At 70.5% G+C, this 15,307-nt stretch carries 12 protein-coding genes and 2 pseudogenes; 8 read left to right on the top strand and 6 right to left on the bottom strand.

The window, feature by feature from the left end; genetic code table 11:
• Window positions 1–645: 645 nt before the first annotated feature.
• Window positions 646–1,681, top strand: a pseudogene (locus JK361_RS07645) (C40 family peptidase).
• A 319-nt stretch (window positions 1,682–2,000) separates the two neighbouring features.
• Here the strand turns inward: JK361_RS07645 and JK361_RS07640 are convergent.
• Entirely contained in the window at window positions 2,001–2,366 is a 366-nt protein-coding gene (locus JK361_RS07640; RefSeq protein ID WP_201814872.1) for a hypothetical protein, read from the bottom strand.
• Between the two features lie 268 nt (window positions 2,367–2,634).
• On the opposite strand from JK361_RS07640, the gene JK361_RS07635 reads away from it, so the two are divergent.
• Window positions 2,635–3,396 carry a MerR family transcriptional regulator gene (locus tag JK361_RS07635; RefSeq protein WP_201814871.1) on the top strand — a complete coding sequence of 254 codons (762 nt, stop codon included), beginning with the start codon at window positions 2,635–2,637 and terminating at the stop codon, window positions 3,394–3,396.
• A 177-nt stretch (window positions 3,397–3,573) separates the two neighbouring features.
• Here JK361_RS07635 and JK361_RS07630 read toward each other — a convergent pair whose 3' ends face one another.
• The gene (locus JK361_RS07630; protein ID WP_201814870.1) at window positions 3,574–4,113 is read right to left on the bottom strand and encodes a 2'-5' RNA ligase family protein; all 540 of its coding nucleotides are present in this window, start codon (window positions 4,111–4,113) and stop codon (window positions 3,574–3,576) included.
• A 124-nt stretch (window positions 4,114–4,237) separates the two neighbouring features.
• Here JK361_RS07630 and JK361_RS07625 point away from each other — a divergent pair, with 124 nt between their 5' ends.
• Window positions 4,238–4,996 (top strand): maleylpyruvate isomerase family mycothiol-dependent enzyme, encoded by a 759-nt coding sequence (locus JK361_RS07625; protein WP_201814869.1) that lies wholly within the window; start codon window positions 4,238–4,240, stop codon window positions 4,994–4,996.
• Window positions 4,997–5,194: 198 nt separating this feature from the next.
• On the opposite strand, the gene JK361_RS07620 is transcribed toward JK361_RS07625, so the two are convergent.
• Complete coding sequence (locus JK361_RS07620; protein WP_201814868.1) at window positions 5,195–5,935, bottom strand: dienelactone hydrolase family protein; 741 nt, start codon at window positions 5,933–5,935, stop codon at window positions 5,195–5,197.
• A gap of 511 nt (window positions 5,936–6,446) precedes the next feature.
• Here JK361_RS07620 and JK361_RS07615 point away from each other — a divergent pair.
• On the top strand, window positions 6,447–7,142 hold the full coding sequence (locus JK361_RS07615) for a glycerophosphodiester phosphodiesterase (protein WP_201814867.1): 696 nt from the start codon (window positions 6,447–6,449) through the stop codon (window positions 7,140–7,142).
• A gap of 220 nt (window positions 7,143–7,362) precedes the next feature.
• Here the strand turns inward: JK361_RS07615 and JK361_RS07610 are convergent, their stop codons facing one another.
• Window positions 7,363–10,395, bottom strand: coding sequence for an ATP-binding protein (locus tag JK361_RS07610; RefSeq protein WP_201814866.1), 3,033 nt, complete (start codon window positions 10,393–10,395; stop codon window positions 7,363–7,365).
• A gap of 231 nt (window positions 10,396–10,626) precedes the next feature.
• On the opposite strand from JK361_RS07610, the gene JK361_RS07605 reads away from it, so the two are divergent.
• From JK361_RS07605 to JK361_RS07590, 4 genes and pseudogenes are all read left to right on the top strand, one after another.
• Window positions 10,627–10,827: a hypothetical protein gene (locus tag JK361_RS07605; protein ID WP_201814865.1), complete on the top strand. Its 201-nt coding sequence runs from the start codon at window positions 10,627–10,629 to the stop codon at window positions 10,825–10,827.
• Window positions 10,828–10,951: 124 nt separating this feature from the next.
• Window positions 10,952–11,290, top strand: a pseudogene (locus JK361_RS07600) (NAD-dependent epimerase); the annotation flags it as partial.
• 520 nt (window positions 11,291–11,810) lie between these two features.
• On the top strand, window positions 11,811–12,632 hold the full coding sequence (locus JK361_RS07595) for a lipase family protein (protein WP_307787206.1): 822 nt from the start codon (window positions 11,811–11,813) through the stop codon (window positions 12,630–12,632).
• 55 nt (window positions 12,633–12,687) lie between these two features.
• The gene (locus tag JK361_RS07590; protein WP_201814864.1) at window positions 12,688–12,954 is read left to right on the top strand and encodes a hypothetical protein; all 267 of its coding nucleotides are present in this window, start codon (window positions 12,688–12,690) and stop codon (window positions 12,952–12,954) included.
• Between the two features lie 240 nt (window positions 12,955–13,194).
• Here the strand turns inward: JK361_RS07590 and JK361_RS07585 are convergent, their stop codons facing one another.
• Window positions 13,195–13,668 (bottom strand): hypothetical protein, encoded by a 474-nt coding sequence (locus JK361_RS07585; RefSeq protein ID WP_201814863.1) that lies wholly within the window; start codon window positions 13,666–13,668, stop codon window positions 13,195–13,197.
• 699 nt (window positions 13,669–14,367) lie between these two features.
• The gene (locus JK361_RS07580; RefSeq protein ID WP_201814862.1) at window positions 14,368–15,162 is read right to left on the bottom strand and encodes a LamG domain-containing protein; all 795 of its coding nucleotides are present in this window, start codon (window positions 15,160–15,162) and stop codon (window positions 14,368–14,370) included.
• Window positions 15,163–15,307 lie beyond the last annotated feature (145 nt).

Genomic DNA, 15,307 nt, shown 5'->3' with positions numbered 1-15,307 from the left:
TGCTGCCGGTGGCGCGCAACGCGGGCCCTGCCAACGGGCCTCTCAAGGCGGCTGGGGTAAGGGCGCTACTTCTGCCGGTAGTTCTGCATGGTCCACCCCACTTGCTCGTGATCAACTCTCCAGTGGCGCGGGGAACGCCGGTTCTCCCGTCCCCTTTGCAGGATCACGCTACTCGGCGCGGGAGCATGCACATGCGCAGGTTCAAGAGTGCCCTCACGGCAGTCGGGGCCTTGGCCGCCGCGACTCCGGCGCATCGCGGACCGCCTGGCAAGTGAGCTGCACCGTGCAGGACGGCCCCGGGCGCCCGTGACCACCGTGGGCGAGTCACACGGCCGCGCCCCTGCGCGTACCGCTGCCCACTGATCAGTGAGGGGCCGGGGCCCGCGCCCTGTCAGGCCGGTGCCGGGCCCGACGGCCGAGGCTCTCCTCGAAGTGCGGACCAGGCGCGACCCCAACAGCGTGCCGTGGACTCGACCGCGGTGCGCAGCGTCGATGCGCTCCTGTGAGGAAGCTCCGCGCCCACCTTCCTCTATTTCCTCCTGCAAGCCCTTGATCGATGCGCGGGAACGCCACCAAGGGTTTGTTCCCAACCCCGCTGGCGCCAACGACGTTGGCCGGCGGCTGAAGAAACAGGAGTCCGACACCGTGACGTCCCATCGCCGACCCAAGCAGCCCAGCCGCACGCGCGTGACCGTGCTGACCACGGCAGCCGCCGCTGCCGTCGCCCTGAGTGCGAACGCCGCCGACGCCACACCCGGTCAGAAGCTCAGCAGGGACGAGGTCAAGACGAAGGTCGACAAGCTCTACGAGCAGGCGGAGCAGGCCACGGAGAAGTACAACGGAGCCAACGAGAAGCAGCGGAAGCTTCAGAAGGAGGTCTCCGCCATCCAGGACGGCGTCGCCCGCGGCCAGCAGGAACTGAACGCACTGCGCGACGGCCTGGGTTCGCTGGCCAGTGCCCAGTACCGCTCCGGAGGCATCGACCCTTCAGTGCAGCTCCTCCTCTCGTCGGACCCGGACGACTCCTCGTTAGGGCATCCGCCCTCGACCAGTTGAGCAGCCGGCAGGTCGACGCGCTGAAGAAGATCCAGGGCAAACAGCGGAAACTCGCCCAGGAGCGCGCCGAGGCCACCGAGAAGCTCAAGGATCTCGCCACGACGCGCACCAGCTGGGCAACAGGAAGAGGGAAATTCAGAGCAAGCTCGCCGAGGCGCAGAAGCTGCTCAACACCTTGACCGCAAAGGAGAAGGCGGCCCTGGCCGCCGAACAGCAGCGCGCCAGCCGCTCATCCGCGGAGCGGGTGAACCTCGGCCACGACACCCCCGCTTCCGGTCGGGCCCGTGCCGCGTTCTCCGCCGCTCAGAGCCAGATCGGCAAGCCCTATGTCCGCGGCGGCACAGGCCCCTCCTCGTACGACTGCTCGAGCCTGACCTCCTGGGCCTACGCCCAGGCCGACGTCGCCATACCGCGCACCTCCGAGGCCCAGTCGGGCATCGGGACCCGCCTCACGCGGAGCCAACTCCAGGTCGGCGACCTGGTCTTCTTCTTCGACGACCTGCACCACGTCGGCCTGTACGCCGGCAACGGCCAGATCCTGCACGCCCCTCGCTCGGGAACGGTCGTACGGTACGAGTCGATGGACACCATCGGCGGACCGTTCATGTTCGGTGTCCGCGTCTGACCTGACCGGCCACCGGGCCGACCGCATCGACGTTCACCCCGCTCCATGCCGCGGGCCGGATGCGGTCCGCCCGGGCAGACATAGCCAACGGCCGTCACGAGCGAAAGGCTCGCACTCACTCCGGCAGCCACCGACGGCGGCGGGAAGCCGCTGTCGGAGATCGCCGAGACCGCAGTGGATCCGAAGGCGGGCCGGCGGACCGGACACCACGAACTGTGACATCAGGGGCGCGGGCGCGTTCTTCGGGCACCCGGTGGTCCCAAAGCGGAGCCGGGTATGGGAGCCCTCGGAACGGGTGGGTCTATCGGAACTGGTGGGTCTATTCGTCGAGGTACTGGTGTCTGGCGTCGGCGGGCGAGATGACGAGCCGGCCGTCACGGACCTGCCACTCGGTCGTCCCATCGACTTCGTGGCTGGCAAGGAACAGGCCTCGGATGCGGTCTCCGTCGCCGTCGGACGCCGGAATCCGGGCGATCTCGGTGATCTGGTTCGTGAACCACTCCAGGGCCGACTCGCGAATGTCGGCGCCGTAGAAGATGTAATGGGTCCAGTTGACTTGCTGCCGAGGTGTGCTCCATCCGTTGGAGTAGTGCTCGTCCGCGTGGGTCGAGATCACCTCTTGAACGGCGGCGAGTTGCGTCTTGTCGCACTCCAGCCATCCTCTGACCGACACATAAACGCCCACTTGTGTTCCCTCTGTCGTGGCTCAAAAATCCGCTGTTGCTCGTGGTGGCACTGGCCGGCGCGCTGGAGCACGCCTACCAGGACCGGGCCGGTCGGGTCTCGGCGGACGGGCCGGGCCGGCCGAGTTCGGGCGGAGGTTCCAGCACCTGCGGCGGCCGCAGCCGTGGTCCAGCATCCGGTGCCGGTTCCGGCTTGCGGTTTCCGCTGCGTCAACTTCTACCGTAATCGGTGTGGCCGGAGAGACCGGCCCGGCGATGGGAGGCGGGGCAATGGCCTGGTCGATCGCGGATGTGGCCAGGATGTCCGGGGTGACGTCCCGGACTCTGCGGCATTACGACGAGATCGGCCTGTTGCCGCCGGCGTGGATCGGGAGCAACGGGCACCGCTACTACGAGGAGACCGATCTGCTGCGGCTCCAGCAGATCCTGCTGATGCGGGAGCTGGACCTCGGGCTACGCGAGATCCAGGCGGTCCTGGACAGCCAGGTCGATCAGCTGGCCACGCTCCGCGAACACCACCGACGACTGCTTGCGGAACGCGACCGGCTGGAGACACTCGCCCGCACGGTCGGCCGCACCATCGCCGAACTGGAGGAGGGAAAGGACAGCAGCGACATGACAAAGATCAACAGGCCGGAGAACCTGTTCGAGGGATTCGAGCCCGGCAGCCACGAGGCGGAGGCGCGCGAGCGGTGGCCGGAGCAGTGGGAGCAGTCCCAGCGAGCCATCGCGGGGATGACCGCCGAGGACATGGAGCAGTGGCAGCGTGAGGTGACGGCGCAGATGATCCGCATGGCGGAGTTCATGGCGGCCGGCACACCCGTCGCCGATCCCGCGGTGCAGGCCGAGGTGGACGCCCACTACCAGGGCGTGTGCGCGTTCTGGACCCCGTGCGCGGCCGCGTACAAGGGACTGGGCCAGACCTACGTGGACGACCCTCAGTTCCGTACGAACTTCGACCGGATCGCCGACGGGCTGGCCCGCTACCAGTGCGACGCGATGGCCGTCTACGCCGACGCACGGCTGAGCTGACCGTCGGCCCTGAACGCGACGCGGACGTCCGCATCATCTCGAGACCGGTACCGACTCCCGCCGGCTCGCCGGCTCGCCGGCACCCGAGGTCGCACCGAGCGGCTCGAAACCAGCCGGCCGACGTCTCCACACTGGTCCGCGGCCCGTCGCGGCTGACCGGCCAAGCTCACGGCCCGTTCATCCAAGGAGCGCGAACGACTCCCGCTCATGCCACTTCGCGCCGTCATGCACCATCAGGTCAACTGACGAGACGCGCGCCGTGAGGGGGAGTCTGCCGAGCAGGTCGGCCTCGATCTCGTCGAGAACCGCATCGTCCTGGCCGTCGGCGACGGTCAGGTGGGGCACGATCTCGGCGAACTGGCCCCCGTAGGGAGGGGTTTCGGGCCAACGGTCAGCGATCACCTCAGTGAGCCGCCGCAACGGCGTGTCTGGGTCAGGAGTGAGATACAGCACCCCCGGAAACCGCCCACAGCTCTCGAACCGCACGTCGAAGGCACGATGGCTGCCGAGCGTTTCAGAGAGGGCCGAGCAGACGCGTGCATCGATGCTGCTCTCGTCGAGGAACGGGAACAGCACCGTGACATGCGCCGGCACTCCTGCTCGGGCTGACGGATCGAACCGCTCACGCCATGCGCGGACGGCCGGCTCGGCGTCCGGAATCCTGACGATGAGGCCCGTCTGGCCTGCCTGGAACCTACTCGTGCTGTCATCTGCCATGACACGGCATGCTGTCACCTCGGATGTCGACTTGCAGCACTCATTATCAGGTGCTCCGACTCCCGCAGCCGACGGCCTGGAAAATGGGGTGCGGTCGGCTGAGCTGGCCTGATAGGCAAGCGATGTGACAGAGAGTCTTGCGTATTCCGCACTGCTGCAACTGATCGACGAGCGGTCGGCCGCGTTCCGGAGTGCGGTTGCCGCGCCCAGCCTTGACGCACCGGTGCCGTCCTGCCCCGGGTGGACGTTGTTCGATCTGGTGCAGCACCTCGGTAGGGGCCAGCGCTGGTGGGCCGCGATCGTCGCCGCGGGCCCGGCCGAGGCTCCGCCGGCCAAGGATGCCGCGGAGGTGCCGCGCGAACTCGAGGCGCTGCTGGCCTGGTACGCCGAGTCGAACGAGCTGCTGCTGAGTGCGCTGCGCGAGGCCGGCCCGGAGCGCGAGTGCTGGGCGTGGTGGGGCGCCGGCGTGTCGCCGGCGAATGCCCGGGGCGTTGCCCGGCGCCGGGTGCACGAGGTGCTGGTGCACACCTACGACGCCCAGCTCGCCGCAGGCGCCGTGCAGCCGATGCCGGCGGACGTCGCGATCGACGGCGTGGCCGAGTTTCTCGACACCTGCAACTCCACCCCGGCGGCTTGGCCGCACGAGGCCGCCACCATCCACTACCACGCCACCGAGGGCCGCTCCTGGCTCCTCACGCTGGACGGCACGGGCGCCTGGCCCGCACCCCTCACGGACGACGCCGCACCGGCCTCCGCTTCGGCCACGGGCACGGCCGAGCAGCTGCTCCTCTTCGTCTGGGGCCGCCTCACGCTGAACGACCTGAAGATCGGAGGCGACCCGCGGGTGTTCGAGCAGCTGATCGCCTGGGAGCCCGAGGAGTAGCCAGTCTTCACAGGTCAGGCCGCAGGTGTCCTTCGGGGTAGTCGTGCCAACCCACGCTGCTCGAAGTCATGAACTGTCCAGTTCTCCGCAGAGCTTCGAGTGCCGCCCAGACTGTGCCAACTGGGGTGGACCGGTCCTCGATGAGCGGTGTGCCGGCCGACGTCGGCTACTGTCTGCCGCCGGGCCGACGGCGTGGCCTCACTTCAGATGGCGGGTGAAGAACTGGGCCGCGGCGTCCCCCGCGAACTGGGGGACACCGGTGTGCCCGCCGAGATGGGCATGCAGGGACTTCTCCTTGGAGCCGAAGGCGTCGAACAGGTCCAGGGCCGCCTGCCGGTCGTTGCCTTCGTCGTCCCACTGCAGCAGGACGTGCAGTGGAATGGTGACCTGCCGGGCCTCCTCGAACAGGGCGCGAGGCACGAAACTCCCGGCGAACAGAACGGCGGCCGAGATGCGCGGCTCGACCGCCGCCAGCCGGATGCCGATGGAGATCACTCCCCCGGAGTAACCGACCGGGCCGCCGATCTCCGGCAGAGAAAGGAGTGCGTCCAGGGCGGCCTGCCATTCCGGGACGGCCTTTTCGACCATCGGGAGGGTGAGGGCGTCGATGATGTCGTCGCTGACCGGCTCACCGGCCTCCATCGCCCGGCGCAGGTCGGCGCGGGCCTGCTCGGCGGCGGGCCAACGGGGCCGGTCGCCGCTTCCGGGAAGCTCGATGGTGGCCGTGGCGAAGCCCTCCGCCGCGGAGTGCCGGGCCCGGGCCACCAGTCGGGGGTACATCTTGCGCAGCCCGAGGGGAGGGTGGCCGAGCAGGATCAGCGGAGCCGGTGCGGATGCGGATACCGATGCGGGTGTCCACAGGATGCCGGGGATCTCACCGAGGGTGAATTCGCGTTCGAGGACGCCGTCGTCGAGGCGCTGCTCGGAGGTGAAATGCATGGTCGTGCCTTTCGGGAGTGCACTGGAACGGCGCTCCCGGACGACCCGCCTATCGCCCGACCGTGACCCCGGAGGGGAGCACCCATGTCGATACTGCGTTCACGGGTACCACCTCCTCGATCTCTCGCACGGCCTCCGGAAATCTAGCAGTGGTCGCCCTCACACACCAACGGGTTTGTACGGAGTCACCGTGGCCGGATGCCAGAGCTGCTCGGAGTGTCGTCGCGAATTCCCCGGTGGCGGCTCTGCGACGGCGGGGTGCGCTGGCGCCCGAGTCCATGACGACGGGCCCTGCCTCCCCAGTTCCGCATCGCACCAGCGGGACCGTGCGGTGGCAGCTCCTGGTGAGCGGGGCCCGACGCACCCGTGCTGTCCTGGGGCGCGCTCCAGTGCGGTCCGGGCCGGCCGAGGTCGCGGTGGGACGGGGCCATTAGGCTTGGGCACTCCGGCGGGGAGGACGGTGCTCGTGCGACCGCCCGCCCCGGATCACCCCACCCAAGGACGGCGACGAGTGTCTTTCTTCACCATCGGCCATCGCGGTGTCATGGCCGCCGAGCCGGAGAACACTCTGCGCTCGTTCCTGCGGGCTGAACGCGAGGGACTCGACGGCATCGAGCTGGATTTGCACCTGAGCAAGGACGGCGAGCTGGTCGTCATGCACGACGAGACCCTGGACCGCACGACGGACGGCTGCGGCCCGATCGCCGACCTGGAGTTGCGGGAGCTGAAGAAGCTCGACGCCGGCCTCGGCGAGCGCGTCCCCACATTCGGTGAGGTGCTGGACGCCGTCGGGCCGACGCTGCCGATCCAGGCGGAGATCAAGGACGTGGCCGCCGCCCGGTCGCTGGCCAGGGTGCTCACCGAGCGCGACCTGCTGGACCGGGTCTCGGTGCTGTCGTTCCACGACGTGGCGCTGATCGAGATCCACAACTTGCTGCCGCAGGCCCGCACCGTGCTGGTGGCAGGCCCCAGCGCGCACCGCGACACCTTCGTCGGCCGCGCTCAGAAGGTCGGATCCACCTTGGTCAGCGTGGAGCTGCGCCAGCTGAACCGAGCCATCGTGGACAAGTGCCACGCCGCCGGCATCGACGTCATGGCCTGGACCGTCAACGACGAGCGCGACCTGGCCCTTGCCCGGACACTCGGCCTGGTGGGCTGCGTGACCGACCAGCCCGGCATGAAGCGGCTGGTCGAGGCCACGGCCTGACCCGGACGGTCCGGAACGGAACCGGCCGCCCGTGCGGTCGGAGAAGAGTGCGCGCAACGCGGGCCCTGCTCAGCAGTGATACCGCCGGCAGAACGACCAAGAGGCAGCCGATCCCACCCCGGCCCCACCCGCCGAAACTCCCTGAACCAGTCCGTCGGCTTCGGCCTGCCGGGCTCGGGACCGTCCCCGCGTCCACGATCCCGCGTGCGTAGGCACCCGGTCAGGCCTGGCCGCGGTCCATCCCCTCCAGCCGGCGGCGTACCTCTTCGGCCTCCCGCGTACGCTGGAGCAGGTCTAGAACGTGCGCCCACTGTTCGAGCGCCTCCCTCAGGCGGGCGGCGAACGTCTCGGGCTGAGCCGCGGCCAGCGGGGTCAAGAGCCCGGCCGCCTCCATCGCCGCCGAAAGGCTCCCGGGCAGGTTTTGCTGCTCCTCCTCACGCAGCCATGCCAGGAGCATGAGGGAATGCGCCAGGACATGCGTGTACTCGACGGATTCGTCCGTGACCACGCTCCGGTTGTGCTCCAACGCCGCATTCGCCGCCGACAGTGCCTCCCCGGTCCGGCCTGCCGACAACAGCGCACCCGCGAGGTTGGTCAGCGCCCAGCCCCTGGCAGGGTCGTCGCCGGCCCGCTCGAAGGCCGCGGCGGCCTGCGCACAGCTGTCAGCAGCCTCGTCCGGCCGGTCCGCCGCATCCAGGGCGTCAGCCGAACCCAGCAGTGACGCGCCTTCGTTGCCGTGGTCGCCCGATCCGCGGCAGAGCAAAGCCGCCCGGGAGAAGACGGTGACAGCCTCCTCGTTCCTGCCGAGCGCCAACAGCACCTTCCCGAGGGAATGGGACACCCGCGCCTCGTAGCCGTCGGCGCCGGACTCCCGGAGGATTCGGGCGGCCCGAGTGAGGGTGCTGACGGCCTCTTCGGGGTCCGTCTGCCGCACCGCATCCCCGAGGTTGCCCAGCGCCAAGGCCTCGCTGTACTGGTCGCCGAGTGCCCGGAAGATCTCGGCGGCCCCGGTGAAGGCGCTGATGGCCTCCTTCGTCCGTCCCGTCAACTCCCAGGCCCCGCCGAGGTTGTTCAGCGCCGCGGCTTCGCGGTGCGGATCATCGAGGCGCGCGTGGATACGAACGGCCCGGCTGTGGGCGTCGATGGCCTCTTCGTACCTGCCCACATGCTGCAGGACGCCCCCGAGGCTGGTGAGGGCCGCCCCCTCCTCGCTCTCGTCGCGGATCCGGCGGAAGGTCTCGGCGGCCTGGGTATGGGCCGTGATGGCCTCCTCGTACCTGCCCGCTTCCCGCAGTGCCGCGCCGAGGTTGCCCACGACCGAGGCCGTCAAGTGCGGCTGGTCACCGGTGAGAGCGAGGATCTCCCTGGCCCGGGTGTAGGCGGCGATGGCCTTGTCCGTCCGGCCTTGCTCGCTCAGCGCGATGCCGATGTGGTTCAGCGCGAGCACCTCCCGGCCCCGGTCGCCCAGCTGCCGGAAGATCCCGGCGGCCTCGGTGTGCGCCGCGACAGCCTTCTCGAACTGACGCAGGTGCCGCAGGCCCAGCCCGAGGTTGTCGAGCGCCGTGCCTTCGCCGGTGAGGTCGCCGTCTTCGCCGCTGACGTCGCGGGCGATGGTGCTCAGGGTGATCCAGTCGTCGAAGTAGCGGCGGTGTCCGAGGTAGTGGGAGAGGGACCCGGCAAGGGCCACTGCCACGCTGGGATGCCCGAGCTGCGGGGCGGCTGTGGCAGCCGCCACCAGGTTCGTGTGTTCGGCGTCCAGCCATTCCAGGGCCTGGCGACGCCCGCCGAAGCGGGGGGACCGGTTGCCTGGGATGCCGGTCAGGTGGGTGTCCGCCTCCGCGGAGGTTGTCCGGTAGTGCTCCAGCAGGCGGGTGAGGGCGGCGTCCCGCCGGTCGCCGTCCGAGTGGGCGTCGCCCTGTTCCTCGGCGTACAGGCGGATGAGGTCGTGCATCGACCAGCGGTCGCGCGATCCTGTCAGGAGGTGGGCGCGGGACAACTCGGCCAGCAGCCGCCGGCTGCCGGGATCGCCGAGCATGGCCGCGGCGGCGGCGCTGGAGACGTCCGGCCCCGGAGCGGCGGCCAGCAGACGGAACGCGGCGGCCTGGGGCTCCGTCAGATGCCGGTAGGACAACTCGAAGGAGGCCCGTACCGCCATGGGGCGGCTCTCCGCGTCGGTCTCCTCGATCTCGATGACGCTGAGGCGGTTCCGGGCGGCGGTCAGCTCCTCGGCCTGGCTCTCCAGACTCCGGCTCGGTTCGCTGCGCAGCAGGGCGGCGATGATCTCCAGGGCCAGGGGGAGGTATCCGCACAGTTCGGCGAGGCGCGCTGCCGCCTCCGGCTCGGCGGAGACCCGGTCGTCGCGGATGCCGCCGGCGCACAGGACCTGCTGGACGAGGTCCACGGCCTCCTGGGGGGTGAGGGGCGCCAGGTGCACGCAGTGGCCCTGTAGGGCGGGGAGGGAATGCCGTGAGGTCACCAACCCGCGGTGCGGGGGCTGCGGAAGCAGCGCGGAGACCTGTCCGGCGCTGCGCACGTTGTCCAGGACAACGAGCAAGGGGCGGCCTTCGGCCGTAAGGCGGTCGAGGACGATCCGCCAGGTGTCCAGCTTGCCCTGGGCGGTGACCGGGATGTCCGCGCTCCTGACGCCCAGGGCGCCCAGGAACTGGTCCGCGACCTCGCCCGGGGTCCGCTCCTGGTGGGGGCTGTAGCCGTACAGGTTGGCGAAGAGGATTCCGCCGGGGAACCAGCCGCGCAGACGGGCCCGGTGGGCGGCTTGCAGGGCGAGGGCGGTCTTGCCGACCCCGCCCATGCCCATCACCGCCGAGACGACGACCGTCGCCGGTCGGGCCGTGCCGCTGGGGACGTCGGCCGGCCGGGAGGCCGACGCGGCGGGGTCGAGCCGGTCGAGGATGTCCCGCAGTTCCCCGGCGCGCCCGGTGAACTCCTTCGCCAGCGGGGGCAGCGTCACCGGCCCGGTACGCCCGTCGGGCGCCGGCGCCCCCTCCGGCACGGTCGCGTCCTCGACCTCGGGGTCCGGAGTTTCGTCGGTCTCCGCCGGCGCCGGCAGCTGCGGCCCATCCGGCTCGTCCCGTTCGGCGGCGGCCTGGCGGCGCAGCTCCAGTAACTCCTCCTGGTTCAGCCGCAGCGCCTTGGCCATCCTGGCGACCGTCCTGGCTGACGGGACCTCAGCCTGGTTCAGGGCGTTGCTCACCGTCGTACGCCCCAGCCTGGTCAGTCCGGCCAACTGCGTCACGCTCTGTCCGGACTTCGCGAGACCATCCGTCAGGCATGCCTGAAGTCTGGCCAGAGCCGCCCGTGGTTCATTCGAGTCGCTCCTGCTGTCTCCCGCGCCGCCCATCTCGCCCCCCGGCCTGCCGTGCACGCTGTTGTTCAGCAATGTCCATCTTCGGCCACCTGAACCATGGCGCACATCGGATCCGCGACCTTCGAGGAGACCATTTTCCGACGCTCTTGGGAGCCTGACGTGTCCGGTCTCACCGTCGTGCTGTTCACCATCGCCCTGGTTCTGATCGCCGCACTCCTTGCCGCGGCGGTCGCCGGCAAGATCGCCCGTCTCGACGGCGCGACCTACCCCGCTGCCTTCTTCCGTGCGGCAACCGCGTTCGCCGCCGTGCTGACCCTCGCCTCCGCCGTGACCGCAGCCCTTGCCACCGTCCTCGGGTGACCGATGTGGTGAGCCCCGCGAGAAGTACCGACGGCCGTTGCGGACGCCCTCACCCGGGATGGCTCGGAACCGGCCGGAATGCGGTGGGGTCCGGCAAAGGCCCCGGAAGAGGCGACGGGCCGAGAAAGTGGCCCTGGCCTCTCCCAGAAGCACCATCGACGGGATCCTCCGCATCGCCGAAGCCGAACGCGGCACCGGGCCCGGACAGCTGGAGGGCCCGCTGCCGGTGAACCTTCCCGCACTGACCGTCTCCGTCGCCGACATACTCACCACCCTGCGACGCGTGGCCGGCGACACCGCTGCCGACCTGGTCACCATCTCGCCCGACCCGGCCACCGAAGCCATCGTCGCCTCATGGCCGGCCGTGTTCGACAACCGACGTGCCACCGCACTCGGCCTGCGCCCCGACCCTGGCTTCCAGTCGATCGTGCAGGACTACCTGGCCGACCACCCCAGGAGCTAGCGAGGATTCGCGCCGGGGCAGATCCGGCGTCGGCGGCAGTGGCGGAGACCGCGGTAGCGGTGCCGTGATGAACCCGGGACGGGTGACGGTGCCGTGATGAACCCGGTACGGGTGACGGTGCCGTGATGAACCCGGTACGGGTGACGGTGCCGTGATGAACCCGGTACGGGTGACGGTGCCGTGATGAACCCGGTACGGGTGACGGTGCCGTGATGAACCCGGTACGGGTGAGGGTGCCGTGATGAACCCGGTACGGGTGACGGCCCGGCGTCCGGCCACCGCGCGGAACGGGGCTGGCCGGCCTGACGGGGCGCGTGTGCCAAGGCGCGGCGTGCTCCTGCCCTTGTCCCCGGTGCGCTCTGTCCATCTGGGTGAACCGTGGGGCCGTCGGCGTGTCGGCGTGGAAGGGGTGTAGTGCCGGAGGCAAGTGCCTCCGCCGAGGCGAGGCTTGGCCGAAGGGCTGCCCGATGCCGGTGCGGCCGGCCGGTCGATGCCCGGCCCGAACCAGGAGGATACCGCTGTGGCCGTACCCGTGAAGATCGATCACCGTTCCACCGACTACAGCCTCAAGCGTGCCTACTGGCTCGCACTGGCCTCGGACCTGGCGTACAAGGACGAGGCCACGATCGAGGCGCAGACCAGGCAGTGGGGGTGCGACACGGTCCGGCACCACCAGACACGGTTCACCCCGCCGTTCCCGCTTCAGGACACCCAGGCCTACACCATGGCCAGCGACGACGTGATCGTCACCGCGTTCCGTGGCACGGAGCCGCAGCAGATCAAGGACTGGCTCTCCGATGCCACGACCCCGCCCCGGACCGGCCCGGCCGGCACCGGCTACGTCCACGACGGCTTCGGCGAGGCGCTCGAGTCGATCTGGCCCGACGTGAAGAACACCCACGCCGAGCTGCGCACCAACGGGCAGACCGTCTGGTTCACCGGGCACAGCCTGGGCGGGGCGCTCGCCATGCTCGCCGGCGCCCGCATGTATCTGGAGGACCCGCGCCTGGCAGCGGACGGCGTCTACACCTACGGCCAGCCCCGCACCTGCGACAGCGTCCTGGCGAAGGCCTACAACAAGGGCCTAAAGGGCCGGATGTACCGTTTCGTCAACAACAACGACGTCGTTCCCCAGATGCCGCCCGCGCCTCCTTACTCCCACGTGGACGCGCTGCGCTACATCGACTCCCACGGCAAGGTCCACGAAGCGATGCCGCTGATCGGCGGCCTCGCCGACCATGCCGCCGGCCTGCTCGCCGACCCCCTGGCACCCGCCGGCGACGGCGTCCGTGACCACTTCATGCACAGCTACCTGACCGCGCTGGAGAAGAACCTCACCTGACCCCGGCACCGCGCCGCCGCCACACACACCCATCGCGCCCGACCGCGACGACCTCGTGCAGAACGGCGAGCAGGTTCGCCTCGGCGTCGAGCACACCGGGGAACTCCGCGAGATGCAGACCGACATCACCCAGCGCCTGGGCATCACCGAAGACGGCTACTGGCCGCATGTCACCCTCGGCCTGGCCAGAGCCGGTTTCCCCCGCTCGGACGCCGAGGCCATGCGGCTGCCCACGCTCGACGCACCGGCCCCCACCCTGGACATGCAGCAGGAAATGACCGCCACCGACTTCCGGATCCTGGTCAAGCGCCCCCTCACCTGACACGGCAAGAACCGGTCCCGGGACGCCACTGTGCGCAGCGCTCCGCAGCCGGGCCACCGTAGCCGCCGGGCGGGCACGGCTCCAGCACGCCGATGGTGTCGCCGTGGTCGGTGGCCTGGGTGAGCACCCGCTGTGCCTGCCCGCCGTTCTGCCGTGCTGGAGATCCGCCCGGCCGACGCCTCCGTGGTCGACGATCCCCCTGACCGTCAAGGCTGCGGACCGACGGTGCCGGTCCGCGGGTCAGGACAGTCGGCAGGTGTGAAAGCGGTGGGAGTGGACGTGGCCGAAGGAAGGGGGCAGTTGCGCGATGCCCTGGCCGGGGGCGAGGGTCAGGCCTCGTCCCTGGTAAGCGGTGCCGTTGTACACGGTGACGCACCGGCCCCAGAGTTCGCCGTCGGCGCGCCATGTACCAGCGCCGTTCCAGACCGACGCCGCGTTGCTGAAGCCGACGTAGGCGGTCGTCTCGGGGTATCGCGGCATGTCCTGCCCCGCGGGGCTCACCACACCGGTGTACGAGGGGCCGGTCCAACCGCACACCCAGCCCGGACTGCATCGCTCGGAGGGCGCCGTGGAGCCGCCCGACCAGGCCCGGGCCGCAGGAGCGTAGGCGAAGACGAAAAGCAGGAGGACGAGGCCGACGTACCTCGCGGCGCCCCGGCAGCGCGGGCCGGTCCGCCGGGCCACGGCTTCGACGTACGCGGTCATGGTGATCACCGCCGCTCTTCTATCTGGTGGGGACCTGGTGGGGACTGCCGCGCGGTGGGCGGGCTTCAGGGGCCCCGGGTAGGCGCGGCACGGCTCCGGGTATCCATCGCACCCCTCGTCCGTCTTGATCGCACCCCGGCACCACCCCGGCACCGCCCCGGGCGGGCGTCGGAGCGGACGTCGAGCGCGGTGAGGACCGTGCGCTCGTTACGCAGCCGGTGGCGGGCGTATCGCTACCGGATTCGTCCTCGCCGACGGAGGCCCTCGCCTGTACGACCACCACCGGCCGCCCGGAAGTGCGGTCGACCGGCGGTAGACGTTGCCCCGGGGTGCGCGCGTAATGCCGGCGGTGACCGGCCCCGGGGCGGTAGTGGGTGCGGTGCCGAAGGCGGGGACGGGTGTTCGGCGTGGGGCGTCTTGGCATGCGGGGCCGAGGAGCGGCAGGAGTCTGGCTTGTGCGGGGACGAGGGGCCGGCGAGAACGAGTAGGGGGCGGTGGCGTGTAGCCGACCGGGGAGGGGGTGGTGTGGCGCAGGGCGTCGGCGACAACCCGGTCGAGGTGTCCGGCGTGGAACGGCCGTGCGGCAGGCGGGGCGGTGACCGGCGTGGAACGGCGGTGCGGCAGGCTGGGCGGTGACCGGCGTGGAACGGCCGTGCGGCAGGCGGGGCGGTGTCCGGCGTGGAACGGCGGGGACGGTGTCCGGTGGTCCTACGGACCCGTCGGCTGCGGCTCACTGCCTCCTTCCGTGGTCGCCGCGCCGGGGCCGTGGGCAGCCGTCGCCCGCTGCGGCGTGCCACCCGCGCGAGGACGCCGTACGACCAGGCTGCTCACCTCGAAGGACATCTCGGTCGTCCCGCGCGACGGCCGCGGATGGTAACGCCCGGCGCAGACGGAGAGGTTGACGATCAGGTAGGCGTACCAGGAGTGGCCCACGCCTCGACCGTCCGCGAAGACCCGTGTGCCGTTCAGCCACCACACCACCGAGCGGGCCCCGAACTCGGTGCGCAGGTCCACCCAGGCGCCTGGCTGGACGGCGTCGGAGTGCAGGTACCGGTTGGCGCCCTTCACATGGTTGGTGAACTCCAGTACGTCCGTGTTGTCCGGATGGTATTCGAAGACGTCGATCTCCTGGTCGCCGTCGCGCCAGGTCCAGATGGCGGGCCACGCGCCGATCTCCCGGGGCAGCCGCACGCGGGCCTCCAGGACGTCCCCGGCTTGGACGGTGAAGTCCTCCTCGCTGCCCTCGGTGGTCAGCAGTCCGGTGTTCCACATTCCGTCCGCCCGGCGTGTGGCACGGAAGACGCCCGACCGGCTGTAGTCGGCGTCGCGTACGAGGTGGTCCAGTTTGTCGTCGCCCGGATTGACGGGCCCACCTCCCGGATAGGCCCAGGAGCGGCCCGCGACCCACTGGGTCGTGGAGGAGAAGTCGGCGGTGAACACGAGGTCGGACGACGGTGGGTCGCGCGGGGCCGGCAGCGGGCCTCGCGATGTCGGTTCATTCATGTCCGATTTCTCACCGGTGGGGGCCCGGTCATGCGCCGGGGTGGGCTCGGGGCGGCCAGATTGATCCGTTCGGGTGAACGGTGCCGCTCCGCGAGCCCACGTCGGCCACGGCCACGGCTACCGCCACGGCCACGACTGCGGCTAC

The organism is Streptomyces musisoli, assembly GCF_016741855.1.
In the GTDB taxonomy this organism is placed as follows: Bacteria; Actinomycetota; Actinomycetes; order Streptomycetales; family Streptomycetaceae; genus Streptomyces; species Streptomyces musisoli.
Note: the sequence above shows the minus strand (reverse complement) of the source record. Positions and strands in the feature narration are given on the sequence as shown.